The organism is Lentzea sp. NPDC020367 (genome assembly GCF_044387305.1).
GTDB lineage: Bacteria > Actinomycetota > Actinomycetes > Mycobacteriales > Pseudonocardiaceae > Lentzea.
Genome location: NZ_JBIRVV010000004.1, coordinates 18,686 through 33,729, shown reverse-complemented (window position 1 = coordinate 33,729; position 15,044 = coordinate 18,686). Strand labels below are relative to the sequence as shown.

General features: G+C 68.3%; 16 protein-coding genes. 7 read left to right on the top strand and 9 right to left on the bottom strand.

From position 1 onward, the window contains the following. Positions 1-3 precede the first annotated feature (3 nt). The 4 genes from ACH413_RS17805 to ACH413_RS17790 all read right to left on the bottom strand — a co-directional run bounded on the left by ACH413_RS17805 (position 4) and on the right by ACH413_RS17790 (position 4,641). On the bottom strand, positions 4-984 hold the full coding sequence (locus ACH413_RS17805; RefSeq protein ID WP_360035038.1) for an ABC transporter permease: 981 nt from the start codon (positions 982-984) through the stop codon (positions 4-6). Beyond that, positions 981-1,886 (bottom strand): oligopeptide/dipeptide ABC transporter ATP-binding protein, encoded by a 906-nt coding sequence (locus ACH413_RS17800; RefSeq protein ID WP_360035041.1) that lies wholly within the window; start codon positions 1,884-1,886, stop codon positions 981-983. The genes ACH413_RS17805 and ACH413_RS17800 overlap by 4 nt, the downstream gene beginning before the upstream one ends. Beyond that, positions 1,887-3,530: an ABC transporter substrate-binding protein gene (locus ACH413_RS17795; RefSeq protein WP_360035043.1), complete on the bottom strand. Its 1,644-nt coding sequence runs from the start codon at positions 3,528-3,530 to the stop codon at positions 1,887-1,889. A gap of 115 nt (positions 3,531-3,645) precedes the next feature. After that, on the bottom strand, positions 3,646-4,641 hold the full coding sequence (locus ACH413_RS17790) for a LacI family DNA-binding transcriptional regulator (protein ID WP_093604271.1): 996 nt from the start codon (positions 4,639-4,641) through the stop codon (positions 3,646-3,648). A 264-nt stretch (positions 4,642-4,905) separates the two neighbouring features. On the opposite strand from ACH413_RS17790, the gene ACH413_RS17785 reads away from it, so the two are divergent. Then, entirely contained in the window at positions 4,906-5,445 is a 540-nt protein-coding gene (locus tag ACH413_RS17785; protein WP_360035046.1) for an MOSC domain-containing protein, read from the top strand. 4 nt (positions 5,446-5,449) lie between these two features. On the opposite strand, the gene ACH413_RS17780 is transcribed toward ACH413_RS17785, so the two are convergent. Then, entirely contained in the window at positions 5,450-6,184 is a 735-nt protein-coding gene (locus ACH413_RS17780; RefSeq protein ID WP_360035049.1) for an alpha/beta fold hydrolase, read from the bottom strand. A gap of 181 nt (positions 6,185-6,365) precedes the next feature. Between ACH413_RS17780 and ACH413_RS17775 the strand changes: the two genes are divergently transcribed. From ACH413_RS17775 to ACH413_RS17765, 3 genes are all read left to right on the top strand, one after another. After that, on the top strand, positions 6,366-7,262 hold the full coding sequence (locus ACH413_RS17775; RefSeq protein ID WP_360035051.1) for an anti-sigma factor RsbA family regulatory protein: 897 nt from the start codon (positions 6,366-6,368) through the stop codon (positions 7,260-7,262). Between the two features lie 61 nt (positions 7,263-7,323). After that, complete coding sequence (locus ACH413_RS17770) at positions 7,324-8,622, top strand: wax ester/triacylglycerol synthase family O-acyltransferase (protein ID WP_360035054.1); 1,299 nt, start codon at positions 7,324-7,326, stop codon at positions 8,620-8,622. 22 nt (positions 8,623-8,644) lie between these two features. Continuing rightward, entirely contained in the window at positions 8,645-9,310 is a 666-nt protein-coding gene (locus tag ACH413_RS17765; RefSeq protein WP_360035057.1) for an HAD family hydrolase, read from the top strand. Here the strand turns inward: ACH413_RS17765 and ACH413_RS17760 are convergent. From ACH413_RS17760 to ACH413_RS17745, 4 genes are all read right to left on the bottom strand, one after another. Next, a complete protein-coding gene (locus tag ACH413_RS17760) occupies positions 9,307-10,581 on the bottom strand; it encodes a serine/threonine-protein kinase (RefSeq protein ID WP_360035060.1) in 1,275 nt (424 codons plus the stop codon). The two genes, ACH413_RS17765 and ACH413_RS17760, sit on opposite strands and share 4 nt — an antisense overlap. A gap of 72 nt (positions 10,582-10,653) precedes the next feature. After that, the gene (locus ACH413_RS17755; RefSeq protein ID WP_360035063.1) at positions 10,654-11,880 is read right to left on the bottom strand and encodes an ATP-grasp domain-containing protein; all 1,227 of its coding nucleotides are present in this window, start codon (positions 11,878-11,880) and stop codon (positions 10,654-10,656) included. Between the two features lie 92 nt (positions 11,881-11,972). Further along, on the bottom strand, positions 11,973-12,590 hold the full coding sequence (locus ACH413_RS17750) for a ScbR family autoregulator-binding transcription factor (RefSeq protein ID WP_360035066.1): 618 nt from the start codon (positions 12,588-12,590) through the stop codon (positions 11,973-11,975). Continuing rightward, positions 12,587-12,997: a nuclear transport factor 2 family protein gene (locus ACH413_RS17745; RefSeq protein ID WP_093604291.1), complete on the bottom strand. Its 411-nt coding sequence runs from the start codon at positions 12,995-12,997 to the stop codon at positions 12,587-12,589. Before ACH413_RS17745 ends, ACH413_RS17750 begins: the two co-directional genes overlap by 4 nt. Before the next feature lie 254 nt (positions 12,998-13,251). On the opposite strand from ACH413_RS17745, the gene ACH413_RS17740 reads away from it, so the two are divergent. From ACH413_RS17740 to ACH413_RS17730, 3 genes are all read left to right on the top strand, one after another. After that, positions 13,252-13,560: a helix-turn-helix transcriptional regulator gene (locus ACH413_RS17740; RefSeq protein WP_360035069.1), complete on the top strand. Its 309-nt coding sequence runs from the start codon at positions 13,252-13,254 to the stop codon at positions 13,558-13,560. 236 nt (positions 13,561-13,796) lie between these two features. Beyond that, a complete protein-coding gene (locus tag ACH413_RS17735) occupies positions 13,797-14,240 on the top strand; it encodes a lamin tail domain-containing protein (protein WP_360035072.1) in 444 nt (147 codons plus the stop codon). A 137-nt stretch (positions 14,241-14,377) separates the two neighbouring features. Continuing rightward, positions 14,378-15,013 (top strand): lamin tail domain-containing protein, encoded by a 636-nt coding sequence (locus ACH413_RS17730; RefSeq protein ID WP_360035075.1) that lies wholly within the window; start codon positions 14,378-14,380, stop codon positions 15,011-15,013. Positions 15,014-15,044: the final 31 nt, after the last annotated feature.

Sequence of the window (15,044 nt, the reverse complement as noted above, 5' to 3'; positions counted from 1 at the left end):
GTCTCAGCCCTCCCGCCGCGTGCGCGGGTCCAGCAGCAGGTAGCCGATGTCCGCGAGCAGGTTCGCCACCAGCACCGCCAGTGTGATCACCAGGAACACTCCCTGCATCAACGGGTAGTCCTTCGCGCCGATGCCCTGGAACAGCACGTAACCGAGGCCCGGGTAGGAGAACACCATCTCGACCAGCAGGGCGCCGCCGACGATGAAACCCAGCGACAGCGCGAAACCGGAGATCGACGGCAGCACGGCGTTGCGCGCGGCGTAGGCGAACATGATCCGCTTCTGGGTGAGTCCCTTGGCCCGTGCGACGAGCACGTAGTCCTCCGCCGTCACGGTCACCATCATGTTGCGCATGCCCAGGATCCAGCCGGCCACCGAGCTCACGATGATCGTGACGCCGGGCAGCACCGCGTGCTCCAGCATGCTGCCGATGAACTCGCCGGAGAACTCCGGCACCAGCCCCGGCGCGTAGCCGCCGGACGCCGGGAGCAGCGGCCAGGTCACGGAGAACAGCGAGATCGCGATCAGCCCGAGCCAGAAGTACGGGATCGACGACAGGAACGTCGTGATCGGGATCAGGTTGTCCATCCACGACCCGCGCTTCCACCCCGCGTAGACGCCCAGCAGGGTGCCGAGCAGGAACGCGATGACCGTGGTGACACCGACCAGCCCGAGCGTCCACGGCATCGACTGCGAGAGCACGTCGGCGACCGGGGTCGGGAAGAACGTGAACGACAGCCCGAGATCGCCCTGCAGCAGGGAACCCCAGTAGTCGACGTACTGCTCCCAGATCGACTTGTCGTCGTCCAGCCCGAAGAGGATGTACAGCGACGCCATCGCGTCGCTGTTCAGCCGCCCGCCGAGCTTGGTGATCATCGCCTGCACCGGGTCGCCGGGCAGGAAGCGCGGCAGCAGGAAGTTCGCCGTGATCGCCGCCCACAGGGTGACCAAGTAGAACAGCGCACGACGTAGCAGGAAGGTCATGCCGCCGCCTCCGCGTACAACCAGCAGGCCGCCCAGTGCCCGTAGGAGTCGACCTCGGTGCGCGGTGGTGCCTGCGTCCAGCACCGCTCCTGCACCTTCGGGCAGCGCGCCGCGAACTGGCAGCCGGTGGAGATCTGCGCGACCTCCTCCAGCGGCGCGTCCAGCGCGAGCACCGACCGTTCCGGGTCGGGCGCGGACTCGATCAGCAGCTGCGTGTACGGGTGGGCGGGCCGCTGCGTCACGGACTCGCTCTCGCCGCCCTCGACGATCTGCCCGCCGTACATCACGAACGTCTCGTCCGCGAAGTAGCGCGCCGACGCGATGTCGTGCGTGATGTAGAGGACCGCGAGCTTGAGCCGTTCCTTCAGGTCCAGCAACAGGTTCAGCACGCCGAGCCGGATGGAGACGTCCAACATGGACACCGGTTCGTCGGCGAGCAGCACCTCGGGGTTGGCCGCGAGCGCCCGTGCGATCGCGACGCGCTGCCGCTGACCGCCCGACAGCTCGTGCGGGTACCGCGAGGCGAAGTCGGTGGGCAGGTTCACCCGTTCCAGCAGCTCCTCCACCGTCTCCGACCGCTTGTGGATCTTCAGCGGCCGGGTCAGGTGGTAGCGGATCGTGTGGATGGGGTTGAGGGACGCGAAGGGGTCCTGGAACACCATCTGGACCTTGCGCCGGTACTCCCGGACCCTTCGCACCTTCTCGCCGTCCAGCAGGATCTCGCCGGAGGTGGGTTCCACGAGCCGCGCGAGCAGCTTCGCCACCGTCGACTTGCCCGATCCGGATTCGCCGACGAGGGCGGTCACGCGCCCGCGGCGCAGGACGATGGAAACGTCCTGCACCGCGCGCACGCGCTTGTAGGTCTTGACCAGACCCTTCGCTTCAAGCGCGACTTCATTCATTTAAGATCCCGCGGGCTTCAGCTTCATGACGATCTGCAGGGCGTTGGGCAGGGTGGCCTGCGGCGGACCGTACGGGTCCTCCTCGGAAGGCCAGCCGACCCAGTTCTTCGTGCTGTACTCCGCACCGATCGGGCCGGCGGAGGTCGGGATCATCGGCACCTGTTCGACCATGATCTTCTGCAGCACCGCGAGGGCCTTGGCCCGCGCCGCGTCGTCCGCCGCGTTCGCGTACTCGGCCAGCGCGGTGGTCGCCTCGGGGTTGTTGTAGCGCCCGAAGTTCACCGCCGCGGTCTGCCCGGCCGGCTTGATCTCCGCGCCGTCCATGATGTTCTGGTACATCTCGTACGGCGTCGCGCCGGTGTTGGTCCAGCGCAGCGAGCCCTGGAACGCGCCGTTGGCGAAGTCGGTCGTCCACGCGTCCGCGGTCTGCGTGCGCACGGTCGCCTCGATGCCGATCTTCTTCAGGTCGCCCTTGATGATGTCGAGCACCGTCAGGTAGTCGGACCAGCCGGACGGGTTCGTGAGCTCGATGGTGACGGCCTTGCCGTCCGGAGCCTTGAGCACGTCGCCCTCGAGCTTGAAGCCGGCGGCGGTGAGCTTCTGCTTCGCCCCGTCGACGTCGATCTTGAACTTCGCGTCCTTGTACTCCGGCGCGAGGAACGAGTCACCGGCGGGCAACGGCATGCCGGTCTTCGACTCGAGCTTCGGGAAGAGCTTGGCCTCACCCTTGACGAAGATCGCCTCGCGGTCGATCACGTCGCTCATCGCGGAGCGCAGCGCGGCGTTGTCGAACGGCGCGACCGTCGTGTTCAGCCACAGACCGTGGATGCCGAGACCGGCCGGGAACCAGAGCTTGTGGTTCGCCGGGTCCTTGTCGACGTAGAGCTTCTGGTAGTCCGGGATGAAGACGTAGGACCACTGGCTCGCGCCCGACGCCAGCGCGGTGGTCTGCGCCGTGTTGTCGTTGTACGAGGTGTACTGGATCTCCGGAACCTTGGGGAGTTCCTGCCAGTACTCGGCGCGCCGCGCGATCGTGACGGTCTGCGAGGTGAACGACTTCAGCTCGTACGGACCGGTGCCGACGGGCTTCGGGTTCGTGTAGGTCGTCGGGTCGGGGACGGTGCTCCAGACGTGCTGCGGAATCACCATCGCGGAGATGACCTTGTTGCGGTTCACGAACTGCGGGCTCGCGAACGACACCTCGACCTTGCCGTCCGAGGTCGCCGTGGCGGTCTCGACCTTGAGCGAGTCGCGGTTGTTGAGCGCCGGCCACTTCTTCAGGATCTCGTACGAGAAGGCGACGTCAGCGGCCGTGAGCGGCTTGCCGTCGGACCACTTCACGTTCTCCCGGATCGTGAAGGTGACCTTCTTGTAGTCGGGCGTCCAGTCCCACTTGGTGGCGAGCCACGGCACCGGGTCCTGAGCCGGGCGCGTGTTGTTCACGAACGCGAGCGGCTCGTAGATCTGGTAGCGGTAGCCGAGCGACCCCGCCGCCGACGTGGGCAGGAACGGGTTGTGGTTCTCGGTCAGCGGCCCGTTGGGCATGCCCACGGTCAGCACTCCGGCAGCCTTGGTGGCGCCACCAGAGGAGCAACCGGTCGCCGCGAGCGCCAGTGCTAGCGCGACGATGACTGTTCTGCGCATGGGGGAATCTCCCGATACGACGGAGCATGAGAGCGCTCTCTCATGCGTACGGCGAACTCGCCAGGCCTTTGGCAGACCCGGCGTGTTCGTTTCAGTTGTGGTGGAGCAGGGTGGGTCAGGGCGCGGATTCGCGCACGATCAACGAGGTCGGCAGCACCAGCGGGTGGTCGGGCATCGGCTGTCCCTCGAGCGTGGAGAGCAGCATCCGCGCGGCGGCGGCACCCATCTCCTGCAGCGGCTGGCGGATCGTCGTCAGCCGGGGTTCGGTGTGTCCCGCGACCGGGACGTCGTCGAAGCCGACCACGGACACGTCGTCGGGGACGACGCGGCCGGCTTCCCGCAGTGCTCGCAGCACACCGACCGCCGAGAGGTCGTTCTGCGCGAACACGGCGTCGAACGGGATTCCACTCGCGACGAGCTTGTCCACGGCGACTTCACCACCTTCCGTGGTGAAGTCGCCGTCGACCACGAGGTCCGGGTGCAGCGTCAGGCCCGCTTCCGCCAAAGCGAGCCGGAACCCGTCCAGCCTCGCCTGAGTGCACCCGAAGTGCGGTGGTCCGGTGACGACGGCGAACCTGCGGCGGCCTGCCGCGACGAGATGCCTCGCGACATCCGCGCCTCCCTGCCGGTTCGTCGTCGTCACCGAAGGGAACTCCGGGTGCGAGCCGCGGTCGTCGATCATGACGACCGGCAGGCCCGCCCGGTAGAGCGTGGAGATGTAGTGCAGGGCGTCCGGGGGCTCGACGACCAGCAGGCCGTCGAAAGCGTTGGCGGACACGTGGTTCGCGAACTGGTTCAGCGACTCGGGTCCGCGGTTCAGCGTGTAGAGCAGGAGGCCGTAGCCGTCGGCTTCGAGCGTGTCGACGATGCCCTGCAGCACCTCGCCCATCCACGGCCAGGTGAGCGACGGCGCGAGCATGGCGACAGTCCTCGTGCGACCCCGCGCCAGACCCACGGCACGGGCGCTCGGCACGTAGCCGATCTCGTCGATGACCTTGCGAACTCGTTGCGCGGTAGAGGCGTCCACGTCCGGCTTACCGTTCAGCACACGTGACACGGTCGCTTTGGACACCTGGGCGCGTTGGGCGACCTCTGCGATCGTGACACGCATGCCGAACTTCCTTCCGCCGCCTCCTGAAACCGGTTTCGGTACCGGTTCCGACGAGGTGTGACGGAGTCAACAGCCTGACGTGAGTATTAGTCAAGACTCTTGCCGGAAGTTCGTGAGAGCGTTTCCACAGCTCGGTGCATCGACGCAGGTAGAACACTGTCGGGTGACCTGAAATGAGACACCTTGATCGATACCAGGTTCCGTGTTTCGTTGCGCCGAACGGAGTATCCGTCGCGTCTCGGCTGATCGTGCACAATCAGGGACATGGGGGTTGTGACAGCGGTCAGCCGCAACGAGGAGTACACGTTCACAAAGCCGACACGGGAGAGCATTACCCTGCTCGCCGGTCTCGGCGTCGAGGGCGACGTCCATCAGGGCGTCACGGTCAAGCACCGGTCGCGGATGGCGCAGGACCCGACCCAGCCGAACCTGCGTCAAGTGCACCTGATGCACGCCGAGCTCTTCGACGAGTTGCGGGACAAGGGCCACGCCGTGGAGCCCGGTCAGATCGGCGAGAACGTCACCACGCGGGGCATCGACCTGCTCGGCCTGCCCACGGGAACGTTGCTGCACCTGGGTTCCGAGGCCGTGGTCGAGGTGACCGGGCTGCGCAACCCGTGCCTGCAGATCGACGGGTTCTCCAAGGGGCTGCTCAAGGAGGTCGTGGGCAAGGGTCCCGACGGCGAGCTGATCCGGCGCGCGGGGATCATGTCGGTCGTGCTCGTGGGCGGCGTCGTCCGGCCAGGTGACGAGATCCGCGTCGAGCTGCCCGCGCAGCCGCACCGCCCGCTGGAGAAGGTCTAGCCGTCTAGTCGTTGCCGAAGTGGTCGTCGAGGATCACCGAGATCGTTCTCGGCGCCTCGACGACCGCGAGGTGCGCGGCGTCCCCGACGACGTAGAGCTCCGAGTCCGGCAGGTCGTCCGCGATGTGCCGGACGAGTTCCGTGGGCGTCGCGTGGTCCTGCGCCGCCGCGATCACGACGGTCGGCACGTCGATCTTCGGCAGGTCCGGCCGCAGGTCCATGTCCCGGACGGCCTCGACGCAGGCGAGGTACGACGGCAGGTGTGCCCTGAGCAGTTCGGCGCGGTAGTGCTCGACGACGGCGGGCGCGCAGGTCGGCGTGAACCACCGGGAGACCACCGAGTCCGCGACGGACTCCATCCCGTGTGAGCGCAGCAGTGCGATGCGTTCGTCCAGCCTGGCCTTGTCCGGCACCCACGCGGTGGTGCACACCAGGGCCAGCCGGGAGATCCGGTCGGTGTGCGCGGCCAGCCACATGCCGACCATGCCGCCGAGGGACACGCCGCAGTAGTACACCTGGCGCAATCCCAAGTGGTCCAACAGTTCCACGACGTCGTGTGCCAGGTCCTCGATCGTGCACGGACCTTCGACGGGCGCACTGCCGCCGTGGCCGCGGTGGTCGAAGCGCAGCAGGCGGAAGGGCAGCGAGAACTCGCGCCACAGTCCGGTCGTCGTGCCGAGCGCGTTGCCGAGCACGAGCACCGGCGCGTCCTGCGGCCCGGTCAGCGTGTGGTGCAACACGGCGTCACCTCCTCGCTGTGCCCCGACATCGCGAGTCTGCCTGGGCTTTTGCCCGTCCGCACGACGAATCCGGCGGACGGCGGCACACGTACCGACAACCACCGGCCTGGCCCCCGCCGAAACACTGTTACGGGGAGCAGAATGGTGACCTGCCGCCGCCACCGACCTCACCGGGAAGCCGATGAACTCCGTTGCTCCGTTCGCACACGAGGCCCTGTTCTACCGAGACGAGGACACCTTCCTCTCCGGTACGGCCAGATTCGTGACGGAGGGTGCCGACAGGGGCGAGCCGGTGCTGGTGGCGGTGCCGGAGGCGCGCATCGCCCTGCTGCGCGCACGCCTGGGCGAGGTGGCGGACCAGGTCCACTTCATCGACATGACCGAGGCCGGCCGCAACCCCGGCCGGATCATCCCCGGTGTGCTGATGGCGTTCAGCGCGAGCACGCAGGGCCGCTTCCGGATGGTCGGCGAACCGATGTGGCCCGGCCGCACCGAACTCGAGTACCCGGCGTGCGTGCAGCACGAGGCACTGATCAACACGGCGTTCGAGGGCAGACAGGGCGTCATCCTGTGCCCGTACGACGCGGCGGCGCTGCCCGGCCGCGTGCTGGAGGACGCGCGGCGCACCCATCCCGTGGTGATCGACGGCGAGCGGCGGATGGCGAGTGAGTGGTACACCGACCAGGCGGGCCTGGCCGACATCTACAACGTGCCGCTGCCACCGCCGCCCGCCGACGCCGAACAGCACCCGTTCACCGTCGGCACGCTCGCGCACATGCGCAAGGTCGTGTCGGCGTACGCGCACTGGCTGCGCCGCGAACAGGTCGAGGACCTGATGCTCGCGGTGAACGAGCTCGCGACGAACAGCATCCTGCACGCGTCCGGGCGCGGGGTGCTGCGGATGTGGCGCGAGGGCGACACCGCGGTGTGCGAGGTGAGCGACGAAGGTGCCGGCTTCCCGCCGTCGTTCACCGGCCTGTCCGGCTTCGGAATCGTGATGGTGAACCTGTTGTGTGACCTGGTTCGCACCCACACGAGTCACAGCGGTACCACCGTTCGAGTGTACTTGGGCCGGTAGAGAGTCACCGCCATCTCATCGCAATGCGCACGACACGAGGACCTGTTTTCCTTGCACGGATATGACAGACCACCTCTCCCCCCTTGACATCGCTTTCCTCGCAATGGAAGGCGACAGCAACCCGTTGCACCTCGGCGCGGTGGCGAGCTTCGCACCGTCCACTCCGGTGCATCCGGCCCGCATCGCCGCCGTGCTGTGCGAACGGGCGCAAGAGATTCCGCGCCTGCGCCAGCGCGCCCGCACCTCGATGTTCGGCGGCGCGCGCTGGGTGGAGGACCCCGGCTTCGCGCCGGAGGACCACGTCTTCACGCATCACGTGCGCGGCCGCGATCGGTTCGCCACCTTGGTGTCGCACCTCATGGCGCAGCCGCTCGACCTCGCGCGCCCGCCGTGGGAGCTGCACGTCATCACCGGCCTCGCGGGCGGCAGGTTCGCCGTCGTCGCGAAGCTGCACCACTCGCTGTGCGACGGCATGAAGGCCGTTGGCCTGGGAATTCAGCTCTTCGACCCGTCCCGGCTGTCCATTCCGGACGCTCCGCAGCCCGTGGCGAAGTCGATCATCCCGTCCATCCCGTCGCTGCGCGGGATCAAGGACACGTTCGACATCGCCTCCTCGGTGCTGATGAACACGCGCCCGCCGACGCTGAACTCGCCGGTGCTCACCGCGTCCACCCGGCCACGCCGCGTGGTGATGTCGCGCCTGGATCTCGCGGACGTGCACCGAATCCGGCGCGCGCACGGCGGCACGGTGAACGACGTGCTGCTCGCCCTGGTCACGGGTGCGTTGCGGCACTGGCTTTCCGCGCACGGCAGCGCCGGCCCCGACTCGGTCGTGCGCGCCCTGATCCCGGTTAACCAGCGCTCACGCTCCGGCGACGGCGCCTCGGGCAACCAGATCTCCGGATTCCTGGTCGCGCTGCCGGTCGGCGAGGCGGACCCGGCGGAACGCCTCAGGAACATCCGCGCGCAGATGGAGTCGGCGAAGGCCGCCGGCCCGGACCGAGGAGCCGGCGCGCTGCCGTTGCTCGCCGACAAGGTGCCGCCGCTGGTGCACCGCCTGGCCGCGCCGGTGATGGGCCGCTGCGCTCCTCTGCTGTTCGACACGCTGGTCACCTCGGTGCCGCTGCCGTCCGTACCGCTCGCCCTGGACGGCGCCGCGTTGTGCGAGATGTACCCGGTGGCGCCGGTCGCACCCGGCCACGCCGTCGGCATCGCGCTGTCGGTGTACCGCAACTCCGTGCACGTCTGCCTGAACACGAACCAGTCGTGGATGTCGGACGCCCAATGGCTCGACGGGGTGCTGCGCCGAGAGCTCGTCGCGTTGCAGGAGACCCGCGAGCTGGTGGGTTTGCCGAGGTAGACGCACGGGCAAACCTGGTTTCATGAGCAACACCGTGGTCCTCGACGTGGACGGCACCCTGGTCGACACCAACTACCACCACACGGTGGCGTGGCTGCGCGCCTTCCGCGAGGCCGACATCACCGTGCCCGGCTGGCGAGTGCACCGCGCGATCGGCATGGGTGGCGACAAGCTGGTCGCGGCCGTCGCCGGCGACAAGGTCGAACAGGACCACGGCGACGACCTGCGCGCCGCCTGGGAACGCCACTTCGACTCCATGATCGACGAGATCCAGCCGCTGGAGGGCGCACACCGCCTGATCCGGGCCGCGACCGACCTGGGCCTGGCCGTCGTGCTCGCCAGCTCGGGCAAGCGCAAGCACGTCGAGCACTACCTGAAGCTCCTCGACCCCGGTGACGTCGCGTGGACGACCTCCGACGACGTCGAGGACAGCAAGCCCGCGCCGGACCTGATCGAGGTGGCGCTGCGCGAGGTCGAGGGCGGACGCGCGGTCGTCGTGGGCGACTCGGTGTGGGACTGCGAGGCCGCCAAGCGGGTCGGGCTGCCGTCGATCGGACTGCTGACCGGCGGCTTCAGCGAGGACGAGCTGGTCGATCGCGGAGCCTCGGCGGTGTACGCGGACCTCGACACGCTGCGGGCGGAACTGGCCGACCTGCCGTTCGCCGTGGTGAGCGAGCCGAACGCCTAGGGCAACGGCTCCTGCGACGGAGTCGGCACCTCAGAGGACTTCTTGCGGTCCTTCTTCTTCTCCTTGTTCTTCTTCGCCGTCTCGTCGACCGGCTCGTCCTCGGTCGTCTCGACGGCCGAGGAGGACGACGGGTCCACCCCGCTCGCCCCTGGCTGCGGCGCCCCGGGCACCCCAGGCGCTTCCGAACCGTCCGGCGTCTGCACCACGGTCACCGTGGACTGCGTCACCGTCACGACGTGAGTGCGCGCGTCCGGCGCCACCGGCTTGTCCGCCGCCGGAGCCTCGTTCCCGCCGCCGGCGAAGTTCGCCACCACCACGGCCACCGCGGTGACGGCCACCGCCGCGGCCGAGATCGCCAAGCGCTTGCTCCGCCCTGACCGGGGCTCGGGCACGACCGGACCCGTGGGCGCGTCCGGGGCGACGGCCGCGTCGGGCAGCAACGCCGGCAACCCGCGGCTGGCCTCGAAAGCAGCGGTCAGCGAGCGGGCGCACTGGGCGGCGGTCGGCCGGCGCGACGGGTCCATGTCCGTCATCGCGGACAGCAGCGACTCCCAGGCAGGCGGCAGGTCGAGGGGAATCCGCGGCGACCGGGCCAGCCTGGCCAGCGCGGCCTCGGCGTCGCCACCGGGGTACTCGCTGCGGCCGGTCAGGCACTCCAGCAGGACGAGGCCCAGCGCGTAGACGTCGGCGGCGGGCCCGACGTCCGAGCCGCGCACCTGTTCCGGCGACAGGTAGCCGGCGGTGCCGACCAGCACGCCGGACGTCGTCACCCGCGTCACCTCGGCCACCAGCGCGAGACCGAAGTCCGCGAGGTACGCCTGCTTCTCCTCGTCGTCGATCAGGATGTTGGACGGCTTGATGTCGCGGTGCACGACGCCGAGTCCGTGCACGTGGTCCAGGACCACGGCGATCTGACTGCCGATCCGCGCCACGAACCGGGGCGGCAGCGGCTCGCGCATGCGCTGACGCAGGGTGCCACCGGTGATCTCGCGCATCACGAAGTACGGGCGGCGCGACAACGAACCCGACGCGTAGACGGGGATGATGCCGGGGCAGTCCAGCGAGACCAGCATCGAGGCCTCGCGCTGCAACCGCAGTTCGTCGTCGGGCAGGCCGGGGCCCGTGAAGATCTTGATCGCGACCGGCGACGTGGTCTCGCGGTCCAGCGCGCGGTAGACCTCCGCCATGCCACCCGAGCCGAGCAGCGACCCGATCACGTAGCGGTCGTCGACCACCGCGCCCGTCAGGTCACCGTCCCAGCGCTCGCTCATGGGCCTCCGCTCCGTCGCAAAGCAAACCTAACGGGTCGCGTGGAATCACGGCTACCCGGCCACACCTGACGATCAAACTACGATCAGCCCGGCTTCGATCTCCCTGACGACCGCCACATCACGTTCCAGCTGGTCGGCGTCGGTCGTCGCCAGCACTACCGAACCCAACGACGTCCACAGGTCGTCGGTACGCGGCACCATCGAACCTTCGCGATAGGCCAGCGCGTCGCTCTGGTAACTGGGCAAAAGTGAGGCCAGCTCGTCAAATCGCACCGAGTTGCCGAGCTCACCGGCGGCGGGCGAGGACAGGTACACCGACTTCACGTGCCGCCACCGCGAGTACCGGCCGACCGACGTGTCACCGTCGACGCGGTGCCGCACCATCCGGGTGATCTGGCTTTCCCCGGTGCCGAGCACGGTGAGCTCCTGCTGTTCCGCGCCTGCCAGCCGCGCGCCGATCTCGATCAGCCGCGGGCCGTCGGGAGTGATCATGACCTCCACGTGCGCCGGCCCGTTGCGGACACCGGTCGCCTCGAGCACCTGGCACACGTAGCCGAAGAGCACGTCGACCACGGGCTCGTCCTCCGCGACCAGCGTGTTGGACAGGTAAATGCCGAGCCGGTCGCCGCGCCGTTGCTTGGCATAGCGCCAGACCGCGACAAGGCCGTGCTCGCCGTCGATCGAGTAGGTGTCGACCTCGTACTCCGTGCCCACCGCGAGTTCCTGCACGAGCACCTTGTCGTTGCGGATGTTCAGCTTGTTAACGCAACCGAGAATCCGGTTGAACTTGGCGCGCCAGTCGTCGCCGGGCATCGCCACGAACACGTCGTCCGTACCGCCGCTTTCCTGCGGTTTCAACACGATCGGCGAGTCTTCCAGGCCCTCGCGCCGCAGCCACGCGGCGACCTCGTCGACGCGGTCGGAGCTGATCTGGCGCAGGTGCGGCACCTCGGCGGTGCGCAGTGCCACGGCCATCTGCCACTTGTCGCGGCGGGCGGAGGAGAGCGTCAGGACGTTCGACCGGCCCGGTGCGATGAGCTCCGACAACGCCTCCGCGGCCTCGACGCCGGTCTCGGTGCCCGGTACGACGGCGATCGGGTCGCGCACGGCCAGCTTGGCGGCGAGCTCGTCGAGGTCGTGCAGCAGGTGGACCTCCGCGAAGTCGTCCGGGAACCAGTTCAGCCCCGCCGGCGGCTTCTCCGTCGTCAGCACGGCGATCGCGTCGACACCACGTGCCACGAACGCGGGGGCGATGCCTTTGCCCGCCGAATACGGATCCACGACCACGATGCTGCTCACCCTTGCTCCTTCGTTAGGACACCTGACGAACGAGGAGCACAACGGCCCTGGCGCGAGCGGGCATTCCTGTCTCGACTGGGTCGAGACGACCGTCACTCGAAACGCAACGTCTCGTAGACAGGTCTTGTCACCAGGCAGCCAGAAGACGCCCGCCACACCCGCGCGAGCCGCGTGCGGAGATCGGTGCCGCCGCTCAGGGCCTGGGCCACGAACTGCAGTCCGAGCAGCTCCGCGACGATCTGCTCGGCCGTGTGCCGGACGTTCACCTCCGGCAGCAGCTCACCTCGTTCCCGCGCGAGCGAGAGCAGCTCCCGCACCACGGCGACCCAGCCGACGACCTGCGCGGCGGCCACGACGTCGAAGAACACCGCCTCCCGCAACAGCTTCGCGCTGACCCGCACGGTGAGGTCGGTGTCCAGCCTGCGGGTGAACTCGAACGACATCGCGATCAGCGCCTGGATCGGCGACTGCTCGATCGCGAGCTGCTCGTCGCGCAACCGGTGCCACAGCAGCGACTGCTCCTCGATGATCGCGACGCCGAGGGCCTCCTTGGAGCGGAAGTGGCAATACAGCGCACCTTTCGACACGTCCGCTCGCGCGCAGACGGCGGTGAGGCTGGATCCGGCGAACCCGTCGCGGTCGAACACCTCCGCGGCGGCGTGCAGCAGCTTGGCCCTCGTGCGGACCGATCTCTCGCGGTTGACGCTCATGCCTCAGTCCGCGCGGCCCCTGTGGCGACGGCGGCGGCCAGCGTGTCCGGCATCTGCCAGTACTGCTCGATCTCCCCCAGGTGCACGGACACGACGGCCGCGAAGCGCACGTCCACCCGCTCGGCCGTGGTCAGGACCCGCCAGCGTGCCGAACCGACCACGGCCGCGTCTCCTCCGTCGACGATCACCTGGCGGGCCGAGAGCCGCTCCAGGCCGAACGTGGCGAACAGGGTGAGGAACTGGGACTCGACCTCCCGGCGGGTGCGCTGGCCGGTCGTCCACCGGGCGCCACCGGGGTCGGGCGCCTCCCATTCCACGGTCGGTGCGCACAACCGCGCGATGCCTGCCGCGTCCTGCGCGGCGAGCCGCGCGAGAAACACCTGCACCACTTCGACCGTCGAGAGCATTTTCTCCACCTTCTCATCCCGGTCATTGCTGTAGCAACGGTCCTGGCGCGGTCACACTAGTCAAAGCACCACAATGCGAGATCGCGCACCCCGTTGGCCCAGCTCACTTTCACCCGAACATCCGAGCGACGCATTCCGGAGGTACGCGAACTTTCAACGACCGGCGGTATCACCGCAATGCAGGGCCCCATGATCCAGACTTTGCGGCATGGTGGTCGACACACCCACCCATCACACCGAAACGGAGCAGAACCGTGCTCAAGGCAGCCCTACCAGCCCCAGAGCACCAGGACGTGCCGCCCATTACCGCGCTGATTCCGCAGGCTAGGCGAGAGCAGGGCCTCACCCAGCGCGAACTCGCGGACCTGTTGTGCGAGATCTCACAAAACGACAGCGTCACCCGTGAAGAAGTGTCGAGATGGGAACGCGGCAAACGCATTCCCGGCCCCTACTGGCGTGCCTTCCTCAGCGCGGCGCTGCACGTGCCGCACGCCGCGGTCGACAAGGCGGCGACGATCGCACGCGAGACACGCAGGGCGACTTCCGAAGACCACTCCGGTTGACGGAGCGCGGGCAGGCCGGAGGAAGCCTGCCCCTGTCCGGGAAGCGGTGCACCGCCAGGCCCCCGCGGCCACCGTCTTCCCGCAAGTCCCAGGCAGAGCAGGTCTTTGGCCCCCTGTGACGACCACCGGGCCGGGCCAGACTGCGATCTGTGACACCCCCAGGAAACACCGTCGCAACGTGCCTGCTGCTCGCCGGTGCCGCGCTCGGCGGCGCACCGGGGGTCTCCCCGGTCAAGGTGAACGAGATCGCGCTCGGATCGAGCGGATTCGTAGAGCTGCGCAACACCGGCTCCACCGAGGCAGACATCGGAGGATGGTCGGTCCAGGCCTGCGCCGGCAGCACTCCGCGAATCCTCGCCACCATCCCTGCGGCCACCGTGCTACCTCCGGGTGAATACTTCCTGATAGTCGGCGGCGCGTTCAGCGGAACGGTGCCCAACGGGATCGTCGTGAGCACAGTGGACGGCTCGGGTGTTATCGCTCGAAACCGGCACGGTGCGCACACCGACAGCGTGGGCCTGACCTCGTCCTCGCCGTGCCGCGAAGACGGTCCCGCCACGCCCTGCCCGAATTCCGGCGAGGGCTCCTCACTCGGCCGCGACAGCGCCTCGCGCGACACCGACCACAACTCCACTGACTTCACCTGCCACATTCCCACTCCCGGAGAAATCAATCCGTAACCGCCCTTCAATGGCCCCTTACGACTTACGGGAAATCAGAGCAAAGTCGGTCCCGGCGGCAAGACAGGTCGTTTAACGAGACCAGGCAGGCCGCCACGAGAAATGCCCACAATTCACTTCTCGAAAGGACCGAGACAATGCGTCGACTGCTGAGCGGAGCCACGGCTCTCGCATTCGCGAGCACCATCGCGTTCGCGGGAATGGCGACCGCGGCCGAGGAGCCCGGTGCTCCCGAGGTCATGGCCGTGCCGGTTGTGCTCGTCAACGAGGTCTCGACGATGGGCCCGAACGGACCGCTCGACGAGGCGATCGAGATCGCCAACACCACGGACCAGCAGCTCGACCTCACCAACTGGGTGCTGAAGATCTACAACCAGCAGAACCAGGTCATCCAGACGATCCCGCTGATGGACTCCCTCAGCCAGCCGATCGTGCTGGCGCCCAAGAACAACGTCGGCTCCACGCTGGTGCTGACGGGCGCCGAGTTCTCCGGCACCACGAGCACGCAACACGTGCTCCCGGTGAACTTCCTCGGCGTCGAGGGCATTCCGGTGTACGGCGGTGTCGCGATCTTCGGCAGCAACGCGCCGACCGCTTTCAAGATCGACGGCGTCGCGTTCTCGGCGAGCGCGGTCACGCCGAAGGAGAGCGTCAACGCCGCTCCGGAAACCGCGCAGACCGCCGCGTTGAACGGCTCGAACACCCGCAACATCCTCAGCCAGGACACGAACAACAACCAGCGTGACTTCTCGCTGCAGGAACGCACCTTCTGACCGAGCAACCCCAGGAGCCCGGGCCGTCACC